The organism is Asanoa sp. NPDC049573 (genome assembly GCF_040676615.1).
Classification (GTDB): domain Bacteria; phylum Actinomycetota; class Actinomycetes; order Mycobacteriales; family Micromonosporaceae; genus Asanoa.
Genome location: NZ_JBFAPI010000003.1, coordinates 224,115 through 244,785, shown reverse-complemented (window position 1 = coordinate 244,785; position 20,671 = coordinate 224,115). Strand labels below are relative to the sequence as shown.

Genomic DNA, 20,671 nt, shown 5'->3' with positions numbered 1-20,671 from the left:
TCAGCTGACCGGGCCGCCGAAGGCCTCGATGCGGTCGCCCTCAGCCAGCTTCACCATCGCGCGCTTGGTGTCCTTGCGCTTGCCCCACCCCGTGCGGGTGCGCTTGCGCTTGCCCTCACGGTTGAGCGTGTTGACGGTCAGGACGCGGACGTTGAAGATCTGCTGAATCGCGATCTTGATCTGCGTCTTGTTCGCATCCGGTGCCACGAGGAACGTGTACCAGTTGCGGTTCAGCTCGCTGTAGCTCTTCTCCGAGACGATCGGCGCGACGATGATGTCGCGCGGATCCGCGATGGTCGGCATCAGTTCTCCTCTTGCGCGGCTTCGGCCGGCACACCGAGGAACTCGTCCAAGGCGTCCTTGGTGAAGACCACGTCGTCGGCGACCAGCACGTCGTAGGTGTTCAGCTGGCCGGCCTCGATCAGGTGCACCCGCTCCTCGTTGCGCAGCGACAGCCAGTTGACCTCGTCGGCCGCGGTCAGCACCACGAGCACCCGCTTGGCCTGCGTCACCTTGGTGAGCGTGCCGAGCGCGGCCTTCGTGGAGGGCGTCTCGCCGGAGACGAACGCCTCGACCACGTGGACGTGACCGCCGCGGGCCCGGTCCGAGAGGGCGCCGCGAAGGGCGGCGGCCTTCATCTTCTTGGGCGTCCGCTGGCTGTAGTCGCGCGGGACCGGGCCGTGGACAACGCCACCGCCGGTGAACTGCGGCGCCCGCAGTGAGCCCTGCCGGGCGCGGCCGGTGCCCTTCTGCTTGTAGGGCTTCTTGCCGCCGCCCCGGACTTCGCCGCGGGTCTTGGCCTTGTGCGTGCCCTGGCGCGCGGCGGCCAGCTGGGCCACCACGACCTGGTGCATCAGCGGGATGTTGGCCTGCGCGTCGAAGATGTCAGCAGGCAGCTCGACGGAGCCGCTCTTGCCACCGTCGACGGTGATCACGTCGACTGCGGTCATCGCGCACCACCCTTCGTGACCAGCACCTTGGCCGCGGAGCGAACCAGGATGAGCGCGCCCTTGGGGCCGGGAATGGCGCCCTTGACGAGCAGCAGGTTGTTTTCGGTGTCGACCGCCTGGACCGTCAGGTTCTGCACGGTGTAGCGACGACCGCCCATGCGACCGGCCATCCGCACGCCCTTGAAGACGCGACCGGGGGTCGCGCAGGCGCCGATGGAACCGGGCGAGCGGTGCTTGCGCTCGACACCGTGGCTGGACTTGAGGCCGTGGAAGCCGTGCCGCTTCATGACGCCGGCGAAGCCCTTGCCCTTGGTGCGGCCGGTCACGTCGATCGACGCGCCGGGCGCGAACGCCTCGACGGTGACCTCCTGACCCAGCTCGTAGTCGCCGGCGTCGGTCGTACGCAGCTCGACGATGTGCCGTCGCGGTGCGACGCCCGCCTTCGCGTAGTGGCCGGACTTCGGCTTGTTGACCTTGCGCGGGTCGATCGCGCCAAAGGCCAGCTGGACGGCCGGGTAGCCGTCGTTGTCACCGGTGCGGACCTGGGTCACGACGCAGGGGCCGGCCTGGACCACGGTGACCGGGACGACTCGGTTGTTGTCCCAGACCTGGGTCATGCCGAGCTTGGCGCCCAGGATGCCCTTCACTTGCCTGTCCATGAGTTCGCAGTCCCTACAGCTTGATCTCGATGTCGACACCGGCCGGCAGGTCGAGGCGCATCAGCGAGTCGACCGTCTTCGGCGTCGGGTCGATGATGTCGATCAGCCGCTTGTGCGTGCGCATCTCGAAGTGCTCGCGCGAGTCCTTGTATTTGTGCGGCGAGCGGATGACGCAGAAACGGTTGATCTCCGTGGGCAGCGGCACCGGGCCCGCGACCTGCGCCCCGGTGCGGGTCACCGTCTCGACGATCTTGCGCGCCGACGAGTCGACGACCTCGTGGTCGTAGGCCTTGAGCCGGATGCGGATCTTCTGTCCCGCCATGGTGGCTTCTGTTCCTTCTCTCGATGCCGCTCTTGCCGTGGGTTGACCCCACTTCTCCGACCCCCGCGGTCGGGCGTGTCGCGCCCTGTGGCCAGGCTCCGCCGCGAAGCGGCGGTGTCTCTCGGGGGTCGGGCACCTCGGTAAGAGGTGCCACGCGCGAGGGTGGCTGCTGGGCCATTTGTCGCCCCTCCCGGCGCCAAATGACGCAGGGAGCGGACCAACCCAGGGGCCAACAGCCACCCGTCGCGTACGCAACCTGACTAGTATGCCGTATTGAATCCGGCAGACCTAATCGGGGTTACCTGTTTACTTGATGATCTTCGTGACGCGACCGGCGCCGACCGTGCGGCCACCCTCACGGATCGCGAACTTGAGGTTCTCGTCCATGGCGATGGGCTGGATCAGCTTGACGGTCATCGTCGTGTTGTCGCCCGGCATGACCATCTCGGTGCCCTCAGGCAGCGTGACGACGCCGGTGACGTCCGTGGTCCGGAAGTAGAACTGCGGACGGTAGTTCTGGAAGAACGGGGTGTGCCGGCCGCCCTCCTCCTTGGAGAGGATGTAGACGGTCGCCTCGAACTCCGTGTGCGGGGTCGAGGTGCCTGGCTTGACGACCACCATGCCGCGCTCGACGTCTTCGCGCTTGATGCCGCGCAGCAGCAGACCGACGTTCTCACCCGCACGGGCCTCGTCGAGCAGCTTGCGGAACATCTCGATGCCGGTGCAGACCGTCTTCATCGACTTCTCCTTGATGCCGACGATCTCCACCTCCTCGTTGGGCTTGAGGACGCCGCGCTCGGCGCGACCGGTCACCACGGTGCCACGACCGGTGATCGTGAAGACGTCCTCGATGGGCATGAGGAACGGCTTCTCGGTCTCCCGCTCGGGCTGCGGGATCGCGGTGTCGACCGCGTTCATCAGCTCCATGAGCTTGTCGGTCCACTCGGGGTCACCCTCGAGGGCCTTGAGCGCCGAGACGCGTACGACCGGCAGGTCGTCGCCCGGGTACTCCTGCGCCGACAGCAGCTCGCGGACCTCGAGCTCGACGAGCTCGAGCAGCTCCTCGTCGTCGACCATGTCGCTCTTGTTGAGCGCCACGACGATGTAGGGAACGCCGACCTGGCGAGCCAGCAGCACGTGCTCGCGGGTCTGCGGCATCGGGCCGTCGGTCGCCGCGACCACCAGGATCGCGCCGTCCATCTGCGCGGCACCGGTGATCATGTTCTTGATGTAGTCGGCGTGACCGGGGCAGTCGACGTGTGCGTAGTGCCGCGCCTCGGTCTGGTACTCGACGTGCGCGATCGAGATCGTGATGCCGCGGGCCTTCTCCTCCGGCGCCTTGTCGATCTCGTCGAACGGCGTGTAGGGGTTCACGTCCGGGTACTTGTCGTGCAGGACCTTGGTGATGGCCGCGGTCAGCGTCGTCTTCCCGTGGTCGATATGACCAATGGTGCCGATGTTGACGTGCGGCTTAGTCCGCTCGAACTTCGCCTTCGCCACTGGTGTCCTCCTCAAGGACTTCTTGTTCCGTACGCCCTCGGCACCCTATGGCACCGACGACACTGTCCACTTGGTGGGTGCTGGGACGATGAAGCCCCAGCACCCTCACACAGCTATTCGCCAGTTGCCTTGGCGATGATCTCCTTCGCGACGTTCGCGGGAACCTCGGCGTAGGAGTCGAACTGCATGCTGTAGCTAGCCCGGCCCTGGGTCTTCGACCGCAGGTCACCGACGTAGCCGAACATCTCCGACAGCGGCACCAGGGCCCGGACGACGCGAGCGCCGCTGCGCTCCTCCATCGCCTGGATGATGCCGCGCCGCGAGTTGAGGTCGCCGATCACGTCGCCCATGTTTTCCTCGGGCGTCGTGACCTCGACCGACATCATCGGCTCGAGCAGTGCCGGGTCGGCCTTGCGGGCCGCCTCCTTCAGCACCATCGAACCGGCGATCTTGAACGCCATTTCCGACGAGTCGACCTCGTGGTACTGACCGTCGAGCAGGGTCAGCTTGAGGCCCACCAACGGGTAGCCGGCGAGGATGCCGTATTGCATGGCGTCCTGCGCGCCCGCGTCCACGGAAGGGATGAACTCCTTCGGGATGCGGCCGCCGCTGACGGCGTTGGCGAACTCGTAGGTCGGTGCGTCGTTGTCGAGCGGCAACGGCTCGAGGCTGACGATGACCCGCGCGTACTGGCCGGAGCCACCCGTCTGCTTCTTGTGGGTGTATTCGACCTTGTCCACCTTGCGGCGGATCGTCTCGCGGTAGGCCACCTGCGGCTTGCCGACGTTGGCCTCGACGTTGAACTCACGCCGCATCCGGTCGACCAGGATGTCGAGGTGGAGCTCGCCCATCCCGGAGATGACCGTCTGGCCGGTCTCCTCGTCGTTGCGGACCCGGAAGGTCGGGTCTTCCTCGGCGAGGCGCTGGATCGCGGTGCCCAGCTTCTCCTGGTCGGACTTGGTCTTCGGCTCGATCGCCACCGAGATGACCGGCTCCGGGAACGTCATCGACTCGAGGATGACCGGGTTGGCCGGGTCACACAGCGTGTCACCGGTGGTGGTCTGCTTGAGGCCCTGCACGGCGATGATGTCACCAGCTTGAGCGGTGCCCCGCTCCTCACGCTTGTTGGCGTGCATCTGGTAGATCTTGCCGATGCGCTCCTTGCGGTCCTTGGTCGAGTTTATGACCGGAGAACCCGAGTCGATCGTGCCGGAGTAGACCCGGACGTAGGTGAGCTTGCCCAGGTGCTTGTCCGTCTGGATCTTGAACGCGAGACCCGAGAAGGGCTCCGAGTTCGACGGCTTGCGCAGCAGCGGGGTCTCACCGTCGGTGGCCACACCCTCGATCGCCGGAACGTCCAGCGGCGAGGGCAGGAAGTCGACGACCGCGTCCAGCATCGGCTGGACGCCCTTGTTCTTGAAGGCCGACCCGGTCAGGACCGGGTTGGCCTTGCCGGCGATCGTGGCGCGGCGGATGCCGGCCTTGAGATCCTCGACGGTGAGTTCCTCACCCTCAAGGTATTTCTCGGTGATCACGTCGTCGACGTCGGCGAGGGTCTCGATGAGCTTCTCGCGCCACTCGGCGGCCTGGTCGGCGAGGTCGGCCGGGATCTCCTCGACCGCGTAGTCCTCACCCTTCTGGGTCTCGCCGCGCCAGGTCAGCGCGCGCATCCCGATCAGGTCGACGACGCCGATGAAGTCAGCCTCGTTGCCGATCGGGATCTGCAGCACCAGCGGGGTCGCGTGGAGCCGGTCGATCATCATCTGCACGCAGCGGAAGAAGTCGGCACCGGTCCGGTCGAGCTTGTTGACGAAGCACATCCGCGGGACGTTGTATTTGTCGGCCTGGCGCCAGACGTTCTCGGTCTGCGGCTCCACGCCGGCGACACCGTCGTAGACCGCCACCGCGCCGTCCAGAACACGCAGCGACCGCTCGACCTCGACCGTGAAGTCGACGTGGCCGGGCGTGTCGATGATCTGGATCGTGTGATCCTTCCACTCGCACTTGGTCGCGGCGGAAGTGATCGTGATGCCCCGCTCCTGCTCCTGCTCCATCCAGTCCATGACGGCAGCGCCTTCGTGGACTTCACCGATCTTGTAGGTGATGCCGGTGTAGAACAGGATCCGCTCGGTGGTCGTGGTCTTACCAGCGTCGATGTGCGCCATGATGCCGATGTTGCGTACCTTGGCGAGCGCGTCTGCGGCGGCCACTTCAATCCCTCTTCGTCGTCGTTCGGCCGGTGGTTACCACCGGTAGTGGGCGAAGGCCTTGTTGGACTCCGCCATCTTGTGCGTGTCCTCGCGCCGCTTCACCGCGGCACCGAGGCCGTTGCTGGCGTCGAGCAGCTCGTTCATCAGCCGCTCGATCATGGTCTTTTCCCGGCGGGCCTTCGAGTACTGCACCAGCCAGCGCAGACCGAGGGTGGTCTGGCGGGGTGCGCGCACCTCGATCGGCACCTGGTAGGTGGCGCCACCGACGCGGCGGCTCTTCACCTCGATGGCCGGCTTCACGTTGTCCATCGCGCGCTTGAGGATGACGACGGGATCGGTCCCGCCGCTCTTCTCGCGAGCGCCTTCGAGCGCGCCGTACACGATGCGCTCGGCGAGCTGACGCTTGCCGCGCATCAGGATCTTGTTGACCAGCTGGGTCACCAGCGGGGAGTTGTAAACCGGGTCCGCGACCAGCGGACGGCGCGGAGCGGGGCCCTTACGCGGCATGTCAGCTCTTCTCCTTCTTGGCGCCGTAACGGCTGCGGGCCTGCTTGCGGTTGCGGACACCCTGGGTGTCGAGCGAGCCACGCACGATCTTGTAACGAACGCCGGGAAGGTCCTTCACGCGGCCGCCACGCACGAGCACGATCGAGTGCTCCTGCAGGTTGTGGCCGACGCCGGGAATGTAGGCGGTCACCTCGATCTGGCTGCTCAGCTTGACGCGGGCGACCTTGCGCAGCGCCGAGTTGGGCTTCTTCGGGGTGGTGGTGTAAACGCGCGTGCACACACCCCGCCGCTGAGGGCTGCCCTTGAGCGCGGGTGTCTTGGTTTTGGTGGTCTTCGCCTGCCGGCCCTTGCGGACCAGCTGCTGAATGGTGGGCACCGGGTTTTCCGCTCCCTTCGACCGCTTCCAAGCGGCCGCGCCGTCGCCTTAACCGCCCGGCTGGGCGGTTCTCTTACACTCCCCCGGGCCAGGTGCTCCCGGTACCCGCGGTCGGGCGTGTCGGCCTCTCCACGGTCCCCGTGCGCGCTAACGCGAGCCCGGGTTTTCTGCCATTGTCGTGCTCACGCACTCGGCGGCTTGTCGCTGCCTGGCCAGAACGGTGCGCGCACGCACGGATTGCCCGGGCGAGCCCGGGCACGAAAGGAAAGAGTACCGATCGTCAGCGCGCAGGTCAAAACCCCTGACGACGCCCGCGATCAGTCCCTACCTTCGTCAATTGTAGCGACTACCCCAGGGAACTGCCGAACCAGGCGCCGTGCCCGGTTACGCGGCCACCTGCAGGGCGACCGCGGCGCCGAAGGAGACCACGGCGATGACCAAGGCCGCGATCCCACAGATCAGCCCGGCCGAGGCCAGCCCCTGACCCTGGAACCGCATCGAGGAGGCCGGGCCGACCGCCCGGATCTGCCGCCGGGCCAGCACGCCGAGGGCCACACCCGCGGCTCCCGCGGCCACCGCCAGCACCGTGAACGCACCCGCGGCCCAGGCGCCCCAACCGTCGTCGGAGCCGACCAGCCCGAAGCAGAGCACCACGAACGCCACGCCGATCGCGGCGATGCCCGCGACCAGGGCCCCGATGGCCAGCCCGGAGGTCGCCGGCGGCACCTCGAGATGCACGACGCCGAAGACGGTGCCGGGCACCGAATCGACCCGCCGGGTGCGTTGCTGCGCGTCCGTCGGGGGCGGCGGGACCGAGACTGGTCGCGGTTGATTCACCGGGTACGACGGTCCGCCCTGCTGCGTCACGCAACGAGCATGCCATGCCGACGGATCAGTCGACCCCGGGCGCGTAATCCTGGACGCCGCCGGTCCAGTCGAGAATGCCGATCACGATCGCGATGACGACGGTGACCAGGCAGAGCATGATGCCGATCCAGGCCAGCCGCTCGCCGCGGCGGATCCAGTCGCGGCCGGTCAGGTAGCCCCCGGAAGCGTAGGCCTCCCGCCGGGCCTGCCGGGCCAGCAGCAGCGCGATCGTCGCGGGCACGATCCCACCGACGAACAGCCCGGCCACGGCGCCGGCCAGGCCGAGCCCGAAGACCGCCGGGGCCTTGGTCGACCGGACCGGATCCGGATCGAGCGGATGCCGCGTCTCCTGCGTCGGTTGCACGAACCCGACCCTATCCGCACCGGACGCCCACCAGCATCATGATCGGGTGACCGACTGGTTCCCCGTGTCGAAGGGCAGGTCCGGCGCCCTGGTCTGGCGCGGCGACGGCGTGTATCGAAAGGACGGTCCGCCGGCGGACATCGCGGCCGAGGCCGCCCGCCTCACCTGGCTGGCCGGCCAGGGCTTCCCCTGCCCCGCGGTCGCCGACCACACGCCCGGCCGCCTGATCACCACGGCGCTTCCCGGCCGCGCCGGCGACGACCCCGGCTGGCCGGCGGCGATGCGCCCGAAACTGGCCGCGGGCCTTGGCCAGCTGCTCCGCGCGCTGCACGCGCTCCCGATCGAGGGCTGCCCCTTCGACCACACCCTGACCCAGACGATCGCGGCCGCCGAACACCACGCCCACACCGGCCAGGTCGACCTGACCAACCTCGACCCGGCCCACACCGGATGGTCCGCGGACCGCCTCCTGCGGCAGCTGCACGAGACCCGTCCAGCCGATGAAGACCTGGTCGTCGGTCACGGCGACCCGACCCGGTCCAACGTCCTCTTCACCGACGACGGCTCCCCGACCGGGGTGCTCGACGTCGCCCGCCTCGGCGTCGCCGACCGCCACAACGACCTGGCCATCGCGACGAGGAGCGTCGGCTCCGCCGACGTGCTGGCCGCCTACGGTCTGTCCCGGCCCGACCCGGCGAAGATCGCCTTCTACCGGCTCCTGGACGAGTTCTTCTAAGTTCTGGCCGCGACCAACGACGGAGATCAAGTCCGGCGGGAGCGACGGTCCGGACCACCGCGGACCCGGGACAGGAAAGCTAAAGGCGCCCTCCCCTTCCGGGGAGAGCGCCTTTAGCCGAACAGCGACTAGCGGTAGGAACCGAAGTCGAAGTCGTCGAGCGGAACTGCCTGCCCGCCGGCCGGGCCGAAACCGTAGTCGGTCTCGGGGTAGCCGGTCATCGAGTAGACCTTGGCCTTCGCCTCCTCGGTCGGCTCGACCCGGACGTTGCGGTACTTGCTGATGCCGGTACCCGCCGGGATGAGCTTGCCGATGATGACGTTTTCCTTCAGGCCGATCAGCGAGTCGCTGCGGGCGTGGATCGCCGCGTCCGTCAGCACCCGGGTGGTCTCCTGGAAGGAGGCCGCCGACAGCCAGGAATCCGTGGCCAGCGAGGCCTTGGTAATGCCCATCAGCACCGGACGACCGGCGGCGGGCTCGCCGCCCTCGCCGACGAGCCGGCGGTTCTCCGACTCGAACAGCGCCCGGTCGACCAGCACACCCGGCAGGAACTCGGTCGAGCCGGAGTCGATGACCGTCACCCGCTTGAGCATCTGGCGGATGATGATCTCGATGTGCTTGTCGTGGATGAGCACGCCCTGCGAGCGGTAGACCTCCTGGACCTCGTGGGTCAGGTGGACCTGGACCGCGCGCGGACCGAGGATGCGCAGCAGCTCGTGCGGGTCGATGGTGCCCTCGGTGAGCTTCTCGCCGACCTCGACGTGGTCGCCGTCGCCCGCCCGGAGCTTGACCCGGCGCGACACCTTGTCGTGGACGATCTCGTCGCTGCCGTCGTCCGGCACGATGATGATCTTCCGCGAACGCTCGCCGTCTTCGATCCGGATGCGACCCGGAGACTCCGCGATCGGCGCCTTGCCCTTGGGGACACGGGCCTCGAAGATCTCCTGGACACGGGGCAGACCCTGGGTGATGTCCTCACCCGCGACACCACCGGTGTGGAAGGTACGCATCGTCAGCTGCGTACCCGGCTCACCGATCGACTGGGCGGCGATGATGCCGACCGCCTCGCCGACGTCGACGGTCTTGCCGGTCGGCAGCGAACGGCCGTAGCAGGCCGCGCAGACGCCCAGCTTCGACTCGCAGGTCAGCACGCTGCGCACCCGCACGGTGTCGACACCGGCGGCCACGAGCTTGTCGACCAGGATCGAGTTGAGGTCGGCGCCCCGCTCGACGACGAGCGAACCGTCGGCACCCTTGATGTCGTCGGCCAGCGTCCGGGCGTGCACACCGGTCTCGGCGTGCTCGTGGACCATCAGCTTGCCGTCGGCGCCGTTGGTGCCCACCTGCATGGTGATCGCCCGGTCGGTGCCGCAGTCTTCCTCGCGGATGATGACGTCCTGGGAGACGTCGACCAGACGACGGGTCAGATAGCCCGAGTCAGCGGTACGCAGAGCGGTGTCGGCCAGACCCTTGCGGGCACCGTGCGTGGAGATGAAGTACTCCAGCACGGACAGACCCTCCCGGTAAGAGGCCTTGATCGGCCGCGGGATGATCTCGCCCTTCGGGTTGGCCACCAGGCCGCGGATCGCGGCGATCTGGCGGAGCTGGAGCAGGTTACCGCGAGCACCCGAGTTGATCATCTTCCACAACGGGTTTTCCTGCGGCAGCGCGACTTCCATCTCCTTGGCGACCTCGTTGGTCGCCTTGGTCCAGATCTCGATGAGCTCGCCGCGACGTTCCTCAGCGGTCATCAGACCACGCTGGTACTGCTTGTCGATCCGCTCCGCCTCGCGCTCGTAGCGCTCGAGGATCTCCCACTTGCGCGGCGGCTGGATGACGTCTTCCATGCCGATCGTCACGCCGGACCAGGTGGCCCAGTGGAAACCGGCCTCCTTGAGCCCGTCGAGGGTCGCGGCCAGCGCCACCTTCGGGAACCGCTCGGCGAGGTCGTTGACGATCGCCGAGAGCTGGCCCCGCCGGATCTCGTAGTTCACGAAGCGGTAGCCCGGGGGCAGCGTCTCGTTGAACAGGATCCGGCCCAGGGTGGTGTCGACCGTGAGCTGCTGACCCTGCACCCACTCCTCGGGCGCCTCCCACTTGGGCTGGCCGGCGCCGTTGTCGACACCGACCACGTTGGGGAGACGGACCTTGATCGGGGCCTGCAGGTGCAGCTCGCCGTTGTCGAACGCCATCCGCGCCTCGGCGTCGGAGCTGAACGCCCGACCCGCACCCTTCTCCTCGGGCGAGAGGTGGGTGAGGTGGTAGAGGCCGATGACCATGTCCTGGGTAGGCATGGTGACCGGCTTGCCGTCGGCCGGCTTGAGGATGTTGTTGGACGAGAGCATCAGGATCCGCGCCTCGGCCTGGGCCTCGGCCGACAGCGGCACGTGCACCGCCATCTGGTCACCGTCGAAGTCCGCGTTGAACGCGGTGCAGACGAGCGGGTGGATCTGGATCGCCTTGCCCTCGACCAGCTGCGGCTCGAAGGCCTGGATGCCCAGGCGGTGCAGCGTCGGCGCCCGGTTGAGCAGCACCGGGTGCTCGCCGATGACCTCTTCCAGCACGTCCCACACGACCGGGCGCTGACGCTCGACCATCCGCTTGGCGGACTTGATGTTCTGTGCGTGGTTGAGGTCGACCAGCCGCTTCATCACGAACGGCTTGAACAGCTCGAGTGCCATCTGCTTGGGCAGGCCGCACTGGTGGAGCTTGAGCTGCGGGCCGACGACGATGACCGAACGGCCGGAGTAGTCGACGCGCTTGCCGAGCAGGTTCTGGCGGAACCGGCCCTGCTTGCCCTTGAGCATGTCGGACAGCGACTTGAGCGGGCGGTTACCCGGGCCGGTGACCGGCCGGCCGCGGCGGCCGTTGTCGAACAGCGCGTCGACGGCCTCCTGCAGCATCCGCTTCTCGTTGTTGACGATGATCTCGGGCGCGCCCAGGTCGATCAGCCGCTTGAGCCGGTTGTTCCGGTTGATCACACGACGGTAGAGGTCGTTGAGGTCGCTCGTCGCGAACCGGCCACCGTCGAGCTGGACCATCGGCCGCAGGTCCGGCGGGATCACCGGAACGCAGTCGAGCACCATGCCCAGCGGCGAGTTGCGGGTGTTGAGGAACGCCGCGACGACCTTGAGCCGCTTGAGCGCACGGATCTTCCGCTGGCCCTTGCCGGACCGGATGATCTCGCGGAGCAGGTTGGCCTCGGCGTCGAGGTCCATGTTCTCCAGCAGCGACTTGATCGCCTCGGCACCCATGCCACCGGTGAAGTACTCACCGAAGCGGTCGCGCAGCTCGCGGTAGAGCAGCTCGTCGGTGACCAACTGCTTGGCGTCGAGCTTGCGGAAGGTGTCGAGCACCTCGTCGAGACGGTCGATCTCGCGCTGCGCCCGGTCGCGGATCTGGCGCATCTCGCGCTCGCCGCCCTCTTTGACCTTGCGGCGCACGTCGGCCTTGGCGCCCTCGGCCTCGAGCTCGGCGAGGTCGGCCTCGAGCTTGGCGGCGCGACCCTCGACCGCGGAGTCGCGGCTGTTCTCGCTCTGCCGCTTCTCGGCCAGGATCTCGTTCTCGATCGTCGACAGGTCGCGGTGGCGAGCCTCGGCGTCCACGCTGGTGACAACGTAGGACGCGAAGTAGATGATCTTCTCGAGGTCCTTCGGGGCGAGGTCGAGCAGGTAGCCGAGGCGGCTCGGCACGCCCTTGAAGTACCAGATGTGCGTCACGGACGCGGCCAGCTCGATGTGACCCATCCGCTCACGCCGGACCTTGGACCGGGTTACTTCGACACCGCAGCGCTCGCAGATGATGCCCTTGAAGCGGACACGCTTGTACTTACCGCAGTAGCACTCCCAGTCACGCTGAGGACCGAAGATCTTCTCGCAGAAGAGCCCGTCCTTTTCCGGCTTCAGGGTGCGGTAGTTGATCGTCTCGGGCTTCTTGACCTCACCGTGCGACCACTGACGGATGTCGTCAGCCGTCGCCAGGCCAATGCGCAGCTCGTCGAAGAAGTTGACGTCGAGCAATTTATGTCCCTCGAGTCTGTCGTTGCACTTTATCTACCGGGCGGGGGGAGCCGGGGCCTGTCGGCCCCGGCTCCGACTCACACTTCCTCGACGCTGCTCGGCTCTCGCCGAGACAGGTCGATGCCGAGTTCCTCCGCGGCGCGGAACACCTCGTCGTCGGTCTCGCGCATCTCGAGGGCAACGCCGTCGCTGGAGAGCACCTCTACGTTGAGGCACAGCGACTGCAGCTCCTTGAGCAGCACCTTGAACGACTCCGGGATGCCCGGTTCTGGGATGTTCTCGCCCTTGACGATCGCCTCGTAGACCTTGACCCGGCCCAGGACGTCGTCGGACTTGATCGTGAGCAGCTCCTGCAGCGCGTAAGCCGCACCGTAGGCCTGCATCGCCCAGCACTCCATTTCACCGAACCGCTGGCCACCGAACTGCGCCTTACCACCCAGCGGCTGCTGCGTGATCATCGAGTAGGGGCCGGTCGACCGAGCGTGGATCTTGTCGTCGACCAGGTGGTTCAGCTTGAGGATGTAGATGTAGCCGACCGCGATCGGGTCGGGCAGCGGCTCTCCGGAACGACCGTCGAACAGCTGCGCCTTGCCCGAACCGCCGACCAGCTGCACCCCGTCGCGGTTGGGCAGGGTGCTGCTGAGCAGGCCGGTGATCTCTTCCTCTTTGGCGCCGTCGAAGACCGGCGTCGCCACATTGGTGTCCGACACAGACTCGCCGGCACCGATGGACTTGAGCGCGGTCTTCCACTTGGCGTCGTCACCGTCGATCTTCCAGCCGGTCTTGGCCACCCACCCGAGGTGGGTCTCCAGGACCTGCCCGATGTTCATCCGGCTCGGCACGCCGAGCGGGTTGAGCACGATGTCGACCGGGGTGCCGTCCTCCAGGAACGGCATGTCCTCGACCGGCAGGATCTTCGAGATGACGCCCTTGTTGCCGTGGCGGCCGGCGAGCTTGTCGCCGTCCTGGATCTTGCGCTTCTGTGCCACGTAGACGCGGACCAGCTCGTTGACACCCGGAGGCAGCTCGTCGCCGTCTTCGCGGGAGAACGTGCGGACGCCGATGACCGTGCCGGTCTCGCCGTGCGGCACCTTCAGCGAGGTGTCCCGGACCTCACGCGCCTTCTCACCGAAGATCGCGCGGAGCAGTCGCTCCTCCGGGGTCAGCTCGGTCTCGCCCTTGGGCGTGACCTTGCCGACCAGGATGTCACCGGTGACCACTTCGGCGCCGATCCGGATGATTCCCCGCTCGTCGAGGTCGGCGAGCATTTCCTCGCTGACGTTCGGGATGTCGCGGGTGATCTCCTCCGGCCCCAGCTTGGTGTCGCGGGCGTCAACCTCGTGCTCCTCGATGTGGATCGAGGTGAGGGTGTCCTGCTGAACCAGCTTCTGGGACAGGATGATCGCGTCTTCGTAGTTGTGACCCTCCCAGGGCATGAACGCCACGAGCAGGTTTCGCCCGAGCGCCATCTCGCCCTCGTCGGTGCACGGACCGTCGGCGATGACCTGGCCGGCCTCGACCCGGTCGCCTTCGAACACCACCGGCTTCTGGTTGACGCACGAGCCGGAGTTGGACCGACGGAACTTGTGCAGCAGGTAGGTGCGACGGTGACCGTCGTCCTGGTGCACCGTCACGTAGTCGGCGCACAGGTCTTCGACCACGCCACCGACCTCGGCCACGACCACGTCGCCGGCGTCGACCGCGGCACGGTATTCCATGCCGGTGCCGACGAACGGGGACTCGGCCTTGACCAGCGGCACGGCCTGACGCTGCATGTTGGCGCCCATGAGCGCGCGGTTGGCGTCGTCGTGCTCGAGGAACGGGATCATCGCGGTCGCGACCGAGACCATCTGCCGCGGCGAGACGTCCATGTAGTCGACGGCGGTGCCGGTGACGAAGTCGACCTCACCGCCCTTCCGGCGGACCAGGACGCGGTCGTCGGCGAAGGTGCCGTCGCTGTTGAGCACAGCGTTGGCCTGCGCCTTGACGTAGCGGTCTTCCTCGTCAGCCGTCAGATAGGAGATCTGGTCGGTGACCACACCGTTTTCGACCTTGCGGTAGGGCGTCTCGATGAAGCCGAACGGGTTGACCCGCCCGAACGTCGCGAGCGCACCGATCAGGCCGATGTTGGGGCCTTCGGGCGTCTCGATCGGGCACATCCGGCCGTAGTGGGACGGGTGCACGTCGCGAACCTCGAAGCCCGCCCGCTCACGGGACAGACCGCCCGGGCCGAGCGCGCTCAGCCGGCGCCGGTGGGTAAGACCCGCCAGCGGGTTGGTCTGGTCCATGAACTGCGAGAGCTGCGAGGTGCCGAAGAACTCCTTGATCGCAGCCACCACGGGGCGGATGTTGATCAGGGTCTGCGGCGTGATCGCCTCGACGTCCTGGGTGGTCATCCGCTCGCGGACGACGCGCTCCATGCGGGACAGGCCGACCCGAACCTGGTTCTGGATCAGCTCGCCAACCGTCCGCAGACGCCGGTTGCCGAAGTGGTCGATGTCGTCGGCCTCGTAGCCTTCCTCACCGGCGTGCAGCCGGCAGAGGTATTCCACGGTGGCGACGATGTCGTCCTCGGTCAGCGTCCCCTTGTTGATCGGGACGTCGACCTCGAGCTTCTTGTTGAACTTGTATCGACCGACCTTGGCGACGTCGTACCGCTTCGGGTTGAAGAAGAGGTTGTCGAGCAGGGTCTGCGCGTTCTCCCGCGTCGGCGGCTCGCCAGGGCGGAGCTTGCGGTAGATGTCGAGCAGCGCCTCGTCCTGACCGGCGATGTGGTCCTTTTCGAGCGTGGTCATCATCAGCTCGGACCAGCCGAAGCGCTCGCGGATCTGCTCCGCGCTCCAACCGATCGCCTTGAGCAGGACGGTGACCGCCTGGCGACGCTTGCGGTCGATGCGGACACCGACCGTGTCGCGCTTGTCGATGTCGAACTCCAGCCAGGCACCCCGGCTCGGGATCACCTTGACGCTGGAGAGGTCGCGGTCGGAGGTCTTGTCCGGCTGCTTGTCGAAGTAGACGCCCGGAGACCGGACGAGCTGGCTGACCACGACGCGCTCGGTGCCGTTGATGATGAAAGTGCCCTTGGGCGTCATCATCGGGAAGTCACCCATGAACACGGTCTGGCTCTTGATCTCGCCAGTCGTGTTGTTGGTGAACTCCGCGGTCACGAAGAGCGGGGCGCAGTAGGTCAGGTCCTTCTCCTTGCACTCCTCGATCGAGGCCTTGACCTCGTCGAAGCGTGGTGCGGAGAAGGAAAGGGACATGGTGCCAGAGAAGTCCTCAATTGGACTGATCTCATCGAGAATCTCTGCAAGACCCGAGCGGGCGTGCGGATCATCAGCCGACCGGCCCTGCCAAGCCTCGTTGCCGACCAGCCAGTCAAAAGACTCGGTCTGGATGGCGAGGAGGTTGGGGACCTCGAGGTGTTCGGTGATCCGGCCGAATGAAATTCGGCGGGGAGCGAAAGCGCTCGACGTGCGACTGGTCTTCGCAGGGCGGGAAGCTGCCAAGATGCGTCCTTCCGAGGACCGGTGTTGCTAAAACGGCCGTTGTTCGTGCAGTCCGACGGGCCCTCCCCGCAAATGTCCAGCTGGACATTACGGACAGGGTCAAAGACGGAAGACACGGCAAACTAGCAGTGTAGCCGAACGGCTAACCGCTGTCCAGCCCACAGCGCAGCAGGCCGCGGAGCGTGTCTTCGGGGCGCTTATCGCGCCTCCCTGGCCGCTCAGAACGCGTCTTCTGCACCTCGGTAGGGTCTGGTGTCCCATACCCAACCGGTGGCTGTTGCAAGCGCGGAAGGTCTTGCTGATAGCAGCGTGCCTGTAAGCACACTCCGCGTCAAGGGTTCTGACGCGGGTCGGACCAGGTCTTTGAACTTGATCCGATTCCAGCGTACGCCGACGGGCGGCGGCCCACGACCGGAAGCCTCCGGGTCCTGGACCACCGCCCGCCGTACGTGGGTGGAACCTACTTCATGGTGACCTTGGCGCCCTCGGCCTCGAGCTTGGCCTTGGCCTTCTCCGCGGTCTCCTTGTTGACCTTCTCCAGGACGGCCTTCGGCGCGGCCTCGACCAGGTCCTTGGCCTCCTTGAGGCCCAGCCCGGTCAGCTCGCGCACGACCTTGATGACCTGGATCTTCTTGCCACCGTCGGCGTCGAGCACGACGTCGAACTCGTCCTGCTCCACGGCCTCTTCGGCGGGGGCGCCGGCCGGGCCGGCAGCCGCGACCGCGACGGGGGCGGCGGCCTTGACGTCGAAGGTGTCCTCGAACTGCTTCACGAACTCGGAGAGCTCGATCAGCGTCATCTCCTTGAACGCGTCGAGCAGCTCGTCGGTGCTGAGCTTCGCCATGTTTCCTTACCTCTTCTGATAGATCGTGGGTCGGTGATGCGCTCAGGCCGCGTCGGCGGCCGGTGCGCCTTCCTGCTCGCGCTTGTCCTGCAGAGCGGCGACCGTGCGGACGGTCTTCGACAGCGGCGCCTGGAACAGGGCCGCGGCCTTGGCCAGGTTGGCCTTCATGCCGCCGGCCAGCTTGGCCAGCAGCACCTCGCGGGACTCGAGGTCGGCGAGGCGGTTGACTTCAGCCGCCGTGATCGCCTTGCCCTCGAAAACGCCGCCCTTGATGATCAGAAGCGGGTTGGCCTTCGCGAACTCGCGCAGACCCTTCGCCGCTTCCACGACATCGCCGGAGACGAAGGTGAGCGCGGTAGGACCGGTGAACAACGCCTCGAGGCCGTCGATGCCCGCCTCCGACGCCGCCCGCTTGGCCAACGTGTTCTTGGCGACCGAGTAGGTGACGTCTTTGCCGAGTGAGCGCCGCAGCTGGGTCAGCTGCGAAACCGTCAGACCGCGGTACTCGGTCAGCACGGTGGCGCCCGAGCTACGGAACTTGTCGGTGAGCTCGGCGACGGCGGTGGCCTTGTCGGCCCGAACCGGCTTGTCCGCCATGTCCCTCCTTCCAAATGCTCGAAGCTGGTTGGCTCCGGCAACGAAAAACGCCCCGGCGCAGGGCGCACGGGGCGGGAGGCGACTTTGGGGCCGCTGACCCACGAACCGTCCAGCCTGCGCGGGCCGCCCGCGATGCGGGGCCTTCGATCGCACCCTTTCGGTGCGATGACCAGCGGTCTCTGGTGGAACTTCGCAGTTACCTTAGCCGACCCGAATACTCAACACCAAACCCAAGATCAGCTTCGGGTACGCCGCAGGCGCGCGTAGATCGCGACCACGACGGCCGCCCAGAGCGTTCCCTGGACGGTGAGCGCGGCGATCGAGGCGCTGCCCGGCTGGTCGGCGAGGCGGCGGGCGGCACCCATCAGCGGCGGGGCGAGCCAGGGCACGACCGAGCCGTTCAGGCCCAGGACGATCGCCAGCACCGAGCCGGTGACCAGCACGGCTATGCCGTACAACGTCGATCTTGTCACCGGCCGGCTGGCCAGCGCGCCCAGGCCGACGGCCGCGACCAGGCTCGCGGCGTGCGCCCAGGCGCCGAGCGTGAGCCCGATGCCGACCGGTCCTTCGATCCCACCCATGATCCACGGCAGCCCCATCGCGAAGATCACGGTGGCGAGGCCGACGGCGCCGGCGGCGAGCAGCCCGGCGATCACCTCCCGGCGCAGCCCCACGGCGGTCACCGCCAGCCGGCGCTGCACATCGGGCTCGGTGTCGAGGAGCAGTCTGGCCTGCCAGGCGATCACCGGAAAGAGCGCGACGGCGGAGAAGCCGTAGGCCTCCGCGGCCTCCGACCTGCCGCCGCCGTAGATGATGCCGACCACCACCAGGGTGCCGAGCAGGCCGGGCAGCACCCGGCCGCTGCGCAGGAACGCGGTGATCCGCATCAGGACCAGCGCGCCCACGTCAGACCGTCGCCTTCCCGCGCACGCCGACCACGTCGTGGCCGGCCTGGCGAAGTTCCGCCGCCGTTCGGGCTGCGTCCGCGGCGGGCACGGCGATCTCGATGATGGCGCTGTCTTCCGCGCCGGTCGGTTCGCCGGGCCGAACGGTGCCCTCGGCGACGGTCCAGGTGACCGCTCCCGGCAGCCGACCGGTCTCGCCGCGGTGGTCGCTGACCAGAACGGTCCCGCCCCGCGCGACGATCTCCGCCACGATCTCGGGCACCATCTCGCGGGCGGCGGCGTCGAGCCCTTCCCAGGGCTCGTCGAGCACCAGCAGCCGCGGATCCGGCGCCAGCGCCTGGGCGAGCCCGACCTTCTGCGCGGTGCCTTTGGACAATTCACCCAACCGGGTGCCACGGTACGGGCTGAGCCCGAGCCGCTCGACCCATGCGGCCGCGCCCGGTTTTGCGACGCCGTGCACGCGGGCCATCGCCGACAGGTAGCCGTCGACGGTGAACGGCTGGTCGGCCGGAAACCGTTCGGGAACCCATCCGACGGGCATCGGCCGGTCTCGCACGGCGCCCTGACTGGGCTTCAACACCCCGGCGGCGAGTTGGAGCAGGGTCGACTTGCCGGCTCCGTTGCGCCCGAGCACCACCACGGTGGCGCCGGGCGGCAGGTCAACGGAGACGTCATGCAGGACCCACCGGCCAGCCCGCCCATAGCGGTAGGAAACGCCATCCAGACGCACGCGGGTGACTCTCCCACGTGAACCTGAGAAGCGAAACCCCGGGCGAGAACTTGTATCAAGGGGTTGATGCAAACCCGGATGACTTGTCACAATCACCTGACACAACTTTCGGAGGGGTCGATGGCAATCTTTCTGCGCCTGGCCGGCGTGGCCGGCGGCCTGGTGGCCGCGTTCCTGTTGACACTGGGCCGCGAGCCCGGCATCCGTGCGGCCTTCGCGGTGCCCGCGCTGGCGGCGTTCGTCGCGGCCGGCCTGCTGGCGGCCGACCGCACCGTGCCCCGCCCGCCCGGCGACGGCATCCGCACCGCCCGCCTGGCCCGCCGGCGACTGCTGGACTACGCGCCGCTGGCCTCGACCGGGGGCGTGGTCCTTTTGGCCGCCACGCTCGGCGCCCTGCTGGTGGCGACCAGCGCGGCGTCGACGCCGCACACGTCCGCCAGCGCGAACGCGCCCTATGCCAACGACGGCCAACACATCGGCTGCCTCACCGGTGGCACGCCGCAATCCGGCCCGTGGCCCGGCTGGTACTACGCCATCCCGCTCGCACTGACGATCGCGGTGGCGGCGGCGGCCGCGCTGGTGGCGCTCCGCCGGGTTGTCACGCGCCCGATCGAGACGCGCCGCGACGAGCCCTACCGGCGAGGCACGGCGCGCGCGATCGTCGCGGCGCTGGGCCTGGTGGTGGCGGCCCCGTTGGCCGGCGCGGCCTACTTCACCTACTCGATCCTCGGGCAGTCCGGGGTCTGCGTCGAGCCGGCCATGCCCGAGGCCCGCCCCTGGCTCCTGACCCTGACGTTCATCGCGGTCGCCGCGACGGCCGCCTACGCGGTGCGGATCGTCTACCCGGGCGCGGTCAAGACCGATACACACCCGACACTCGCGACCGTCCGATGAGCACACCGCCGCTGATCACCATCGACCCGAGCCAACCGGTTCCGCCCTACGTGCAGATCCGAGACCAGATAGCCGACCTGATCGGCACCGGTGAGTTGCCGGAGGGCACCCGGCTCCCCCCGGTCCGCCAACTGGCCGCCGACCTGGGCCTGGCAACAGGCACGGTGGCCAGGGCCTACCAGGAACTAGAGGCGACGGCACACCTGACCACCCGCCGCGGCGGCGGCACCCGCGTAGCCCCTCAGCCCGGCGGCACCCGAGACGCGATAGTCCACCAGCACGCGGCCGAGTTCGCCCGCACCATGCGCCGCCTGGGCGTAACCGAAGCGGAGGCCACCGCCGCGCTGAAAGCCGCATTCGCCGCCCCAACCAGACCCGACTGATCCCCCGCGGCGACGCCGGACGCGGTCAGGGCGGGAGGGTCGTGATTCGCTGGAGCGTCAGGTCCGGTGCGGCTTGGCGGATGGCCAACGCGGGCCTGGCGTCACGGCGAGAGCGGTCGTGCCCACGACGGACTGGAGCGAGGGCCGCCCAGCGCGTCGTTGGCTTCCGCGGCGAAAGCGAGGGTCGCCCGACGATGGTGTAGCTGTGCGCCGCTGGGAGCAAGGACGCCAGCGTCTCTGCCGCCAGCAACCCGCGCCCCGCGCCTCCGCCACCAGCAACCCGCGTCCCCGCCGCCTAC

Annotated in this window: 19 protein-coding genes; 3 read left to right on the top strand and 16 right to left on the bottom strand. The window is 68.0% G+C overall.

Annotated elements, in window-relative coordinates; genetic code table 11:
- The 10 genes from rplW to AB0J74_RS08025 all read right to left on the bottom strand — a co-directional run bounded on the left by rplW (position 1) and on the right by AB0J74_RS08025 (position 7,755).
- Complete coding sequence (gene rplW, locus AB0J74_RS08070) at positions 1 to 303, bottom strand: 50S ribosomal protein L23 (protein WP_116067072.1); 303 nt, start codon at positions 301 to 303, stop codon at positions 1 to 3.
- Positions 303 to 950: a 50S ribosomal protein L4 gene (rplD, locus tag AB0J74_RS08065; RefSeq protein WP_363445906.1), complete on the bottom strand. Its 648-nt coding sequence runs from the start codon at positions 948 to 950 to the stop codon at positions 303 to 305. Before rplD ends, rplW begins: the two co-directional genes overlap by 1 nt.
- Complete coding sequence (rplC, locus tag AB0J74_RS08060; RefSeq protein ID WP_363445904.1) at positions 947 to 1,609, bottom strand: 50S ribosomal protein L3; 663 nt, start codon at positions 1,607 to 1,609, stop codon at positions 947 to 949. Before rplC ends, rplD begins: the two co-directional genes overlap by 4 nt.
- A 13-nt stretch (positions 1,610 to 1,622) precedes the next feature.
- Positions 1,623 to 1,931: a 30S ribosomal protein S10 gene (gene rpsJ, locus AB0J74_RS08055; RefSeq protein ID WP_007073037.1), complete on the bottom strand. Its 309-nt coding sequence runs from the start codon at positions 1,929 to 1,931 to the stop codon at positions 1,623 to 1,625.
- 306 nt (positions 1,932 to 2,237) lie between these two features.
- Positions 2,238 to 3,431 (bottom strand): elongation factor Tu, encoded by a 1,194-nt coding sequence (gene tuf, locus AB0J74_RS08050; RefSeq protein WP_363445902.1) that lies wholly within the window; start codon positions 3,429 to 3,431, stop codon positions 2,238 to 2,240.
- A gap of 113 nt (positions 3,432 to 3,544) precedes the next feature.
- On the bottom strand, positions 3,545 to 5,641 hold the full coding sequence (fusA, locus tag AB0J74_RS08045) for an elongation factor G (protein ID WP_363445900.1): 2,097 nt from the start codon (positions 5,639 to 5,641) through the stop codon (positions 3,545 to 3,547).
- Positions 5,642 to 5,674: 33 nt separating this feature from the next.
- Positions 5,675 to 6,148: a 30S ribosomal protein S7 gene (rpsG, locus tag AB0J74_RS08040; protein WP_363445899.1), complete on the bottom strand. Its 474-nt coding sequence runs from the start codon at positions 6,146 to 6,148 to the stop codon at positions 5,675 to 5,677.
- A gap of 1 nt (position 6,149) precedes the next feature.
- Positions 6,150 to 6,524, bottom strand: a complete 375-nt coding sequence (rpsL, locus tag AB0J74_RS08035; RefSeq protein WP_007465318.1) for a 30S ribosomal protein S12 — start codon at positions 6,522 to 6,524, stop codon at positions 6,150 to 6,152.
- A 384-nt stretch (positions 6,525 to 6,908) separates the two neighbouring features.
- Positions 6,909 to 7,286 (bottom strand): hypothetical protein, encoded by a 378-nt coding sequence (locus AB0J74_RS08030; protein WP_363445896.1) that lies wholly within the window; start codon positions 7,284 to 7,286, stop codon positions 6,909 to 6,911.
- 130 nt (positions 7,287 to 7,416) lie between these two features.
- Complete coding sequence (locus AB0J74_RS08025; RefSeq protein WP_363445894.1) at positions 7,417 to 7,755, bottom strand: hypothetical protein; 339 nt, start codon at positions 7,753 to 7,755, stop codon at positions 7,417 to 7,419.
- Between the two features lie 46 nt (positions 7,756 to 7,801).
- Between AB0J74_RS08025 and AB0J74_RS08020 the strand changes: the two genes are divergently transcribed.
- A complete protein-coding gene (locus AB0J74_RS08020; protein WP_363445892.1) occupies positions 7,802 to 8,491 on the top strand; it encodes an aminoglycoside 3'-phosphotransferase in 690 nt (229 codons plus the stop codon).
- Positions 8,492 to 8,619: 128 nt separating this feature from the next.
- On the opposite strand, the gene AB0J74_RS08015 is transcribed toward AB0J74_RS08020, so the two are convergent.
- From AB0J74_RS08015 to AB0J74_RS07990, 6 genes are all read right to left on the bottom strand, one after another.
- Positions 8,620 to 12,510: a DNA-directed RNA polymerase subunit beta' gene (locus AB0J74_RS08015; RefSeq protein WP_363445890.1), complete on the bottom strand. Its 3,891-nt coding sequence runs from the start codon at positions 12,508 to 12,510 to the stop codon at positions 8,620 to 8,622.
- A gap of 77 nt (positions 12,511 to 12,587) precedes the next feature.
- Complete coding sequence (locus tag AB0J74_RS08010) at positions 12,588 to 16,019, bottom strand: DNA-directed RNA polymerase subunit beta (protein ID WP_363445888.1); 3,432 nt, start codon at positions 16,017 to 16,019, stop codon at positions 12,588 to 12,590.
- Between the two features lie 460 nt (positions 16,020 to 16,479).
- Entirely contained in the window at positions 16,480 to 16,863 is a 384-nt protein-coding gene (rplL, locus tag AB0J74_RS08005; protein ID WP_363445887.1) for a 50S ribosomal protein L7/L12, read from the bottom strand.
- Between the two features lie 42 nt (positions 16,864 to 16,905).
- Positions 16,906 to 17,460: a 50S ribosomal protein L10 gene (rplJ, locus tag AB0J74_RS08000; RefSeq protein WP_363445885.1), complete on the bottom strand. Its 555-nt coding sequence runs from the start codon at positions 17,458 to 17,460 to the stop codon at positions 16,906 to 16,908.
- 236 nt (positions 17,461 to 17,696) lie between these two features.
- Complete coding sequence (locus AB0J74_RS07995; protein ID WP_363445883.1) at positions 17,697 to 18,365, bottom strand: hypothetical protein; 669 nt, start codon at positions 18,363 to 18,365, stop codon at positions 17,697 to 17,699.
- A 1-nt stretch (position 18,366) separates the two neighbouring features.
- Complete coding sequence (locus AB0J74_RS07990) at positions 18,367 to 19,095, bottom strand: ABC transporter ATP-binding protein (protein WP_363445882.1); 729 nt, start codon at positions 19,093 to 19,095, stop codon at positions 18,367 to 18,369.
- A gap of 120 nt (positions 19,096 to 19,215) precedes the next feature.
- Between AB0J74_RS07990 and AB0J74_RS07985 the strand changes: the two genes are divergently transcribed.
- Positions 19,216 to 19,989: a hypothetical protein gene (locus AB0J74_RS07985; protein ID WP_363445880.1), complete on the top strand. Its 774-nt coding sequence runs from the start codon at positions 19,216 to 19,218 to the stop codon at positions 19,987 to 19,989.
- The gene (locus AB0J74_RS07980) at positions 19,986 to 20,372 is read left to right on the top strand and encodes a GntR family transcriptional regulator (protein ID WP_363445878.1); all 387 of its coding nucleotides are present in this window, start codon (positions 19,986 to 19,988) and stop codon (positions 20,370 to 20,372) included. The genes AB0J74_RS07985 and AB0J74_RS07980 overlap by 4 nt, the downstream gene beginning before the upstream one ends.
- The last annotated feature ends 299 nt before the right edge of the window (positions 20,373 to 20,671 follow it).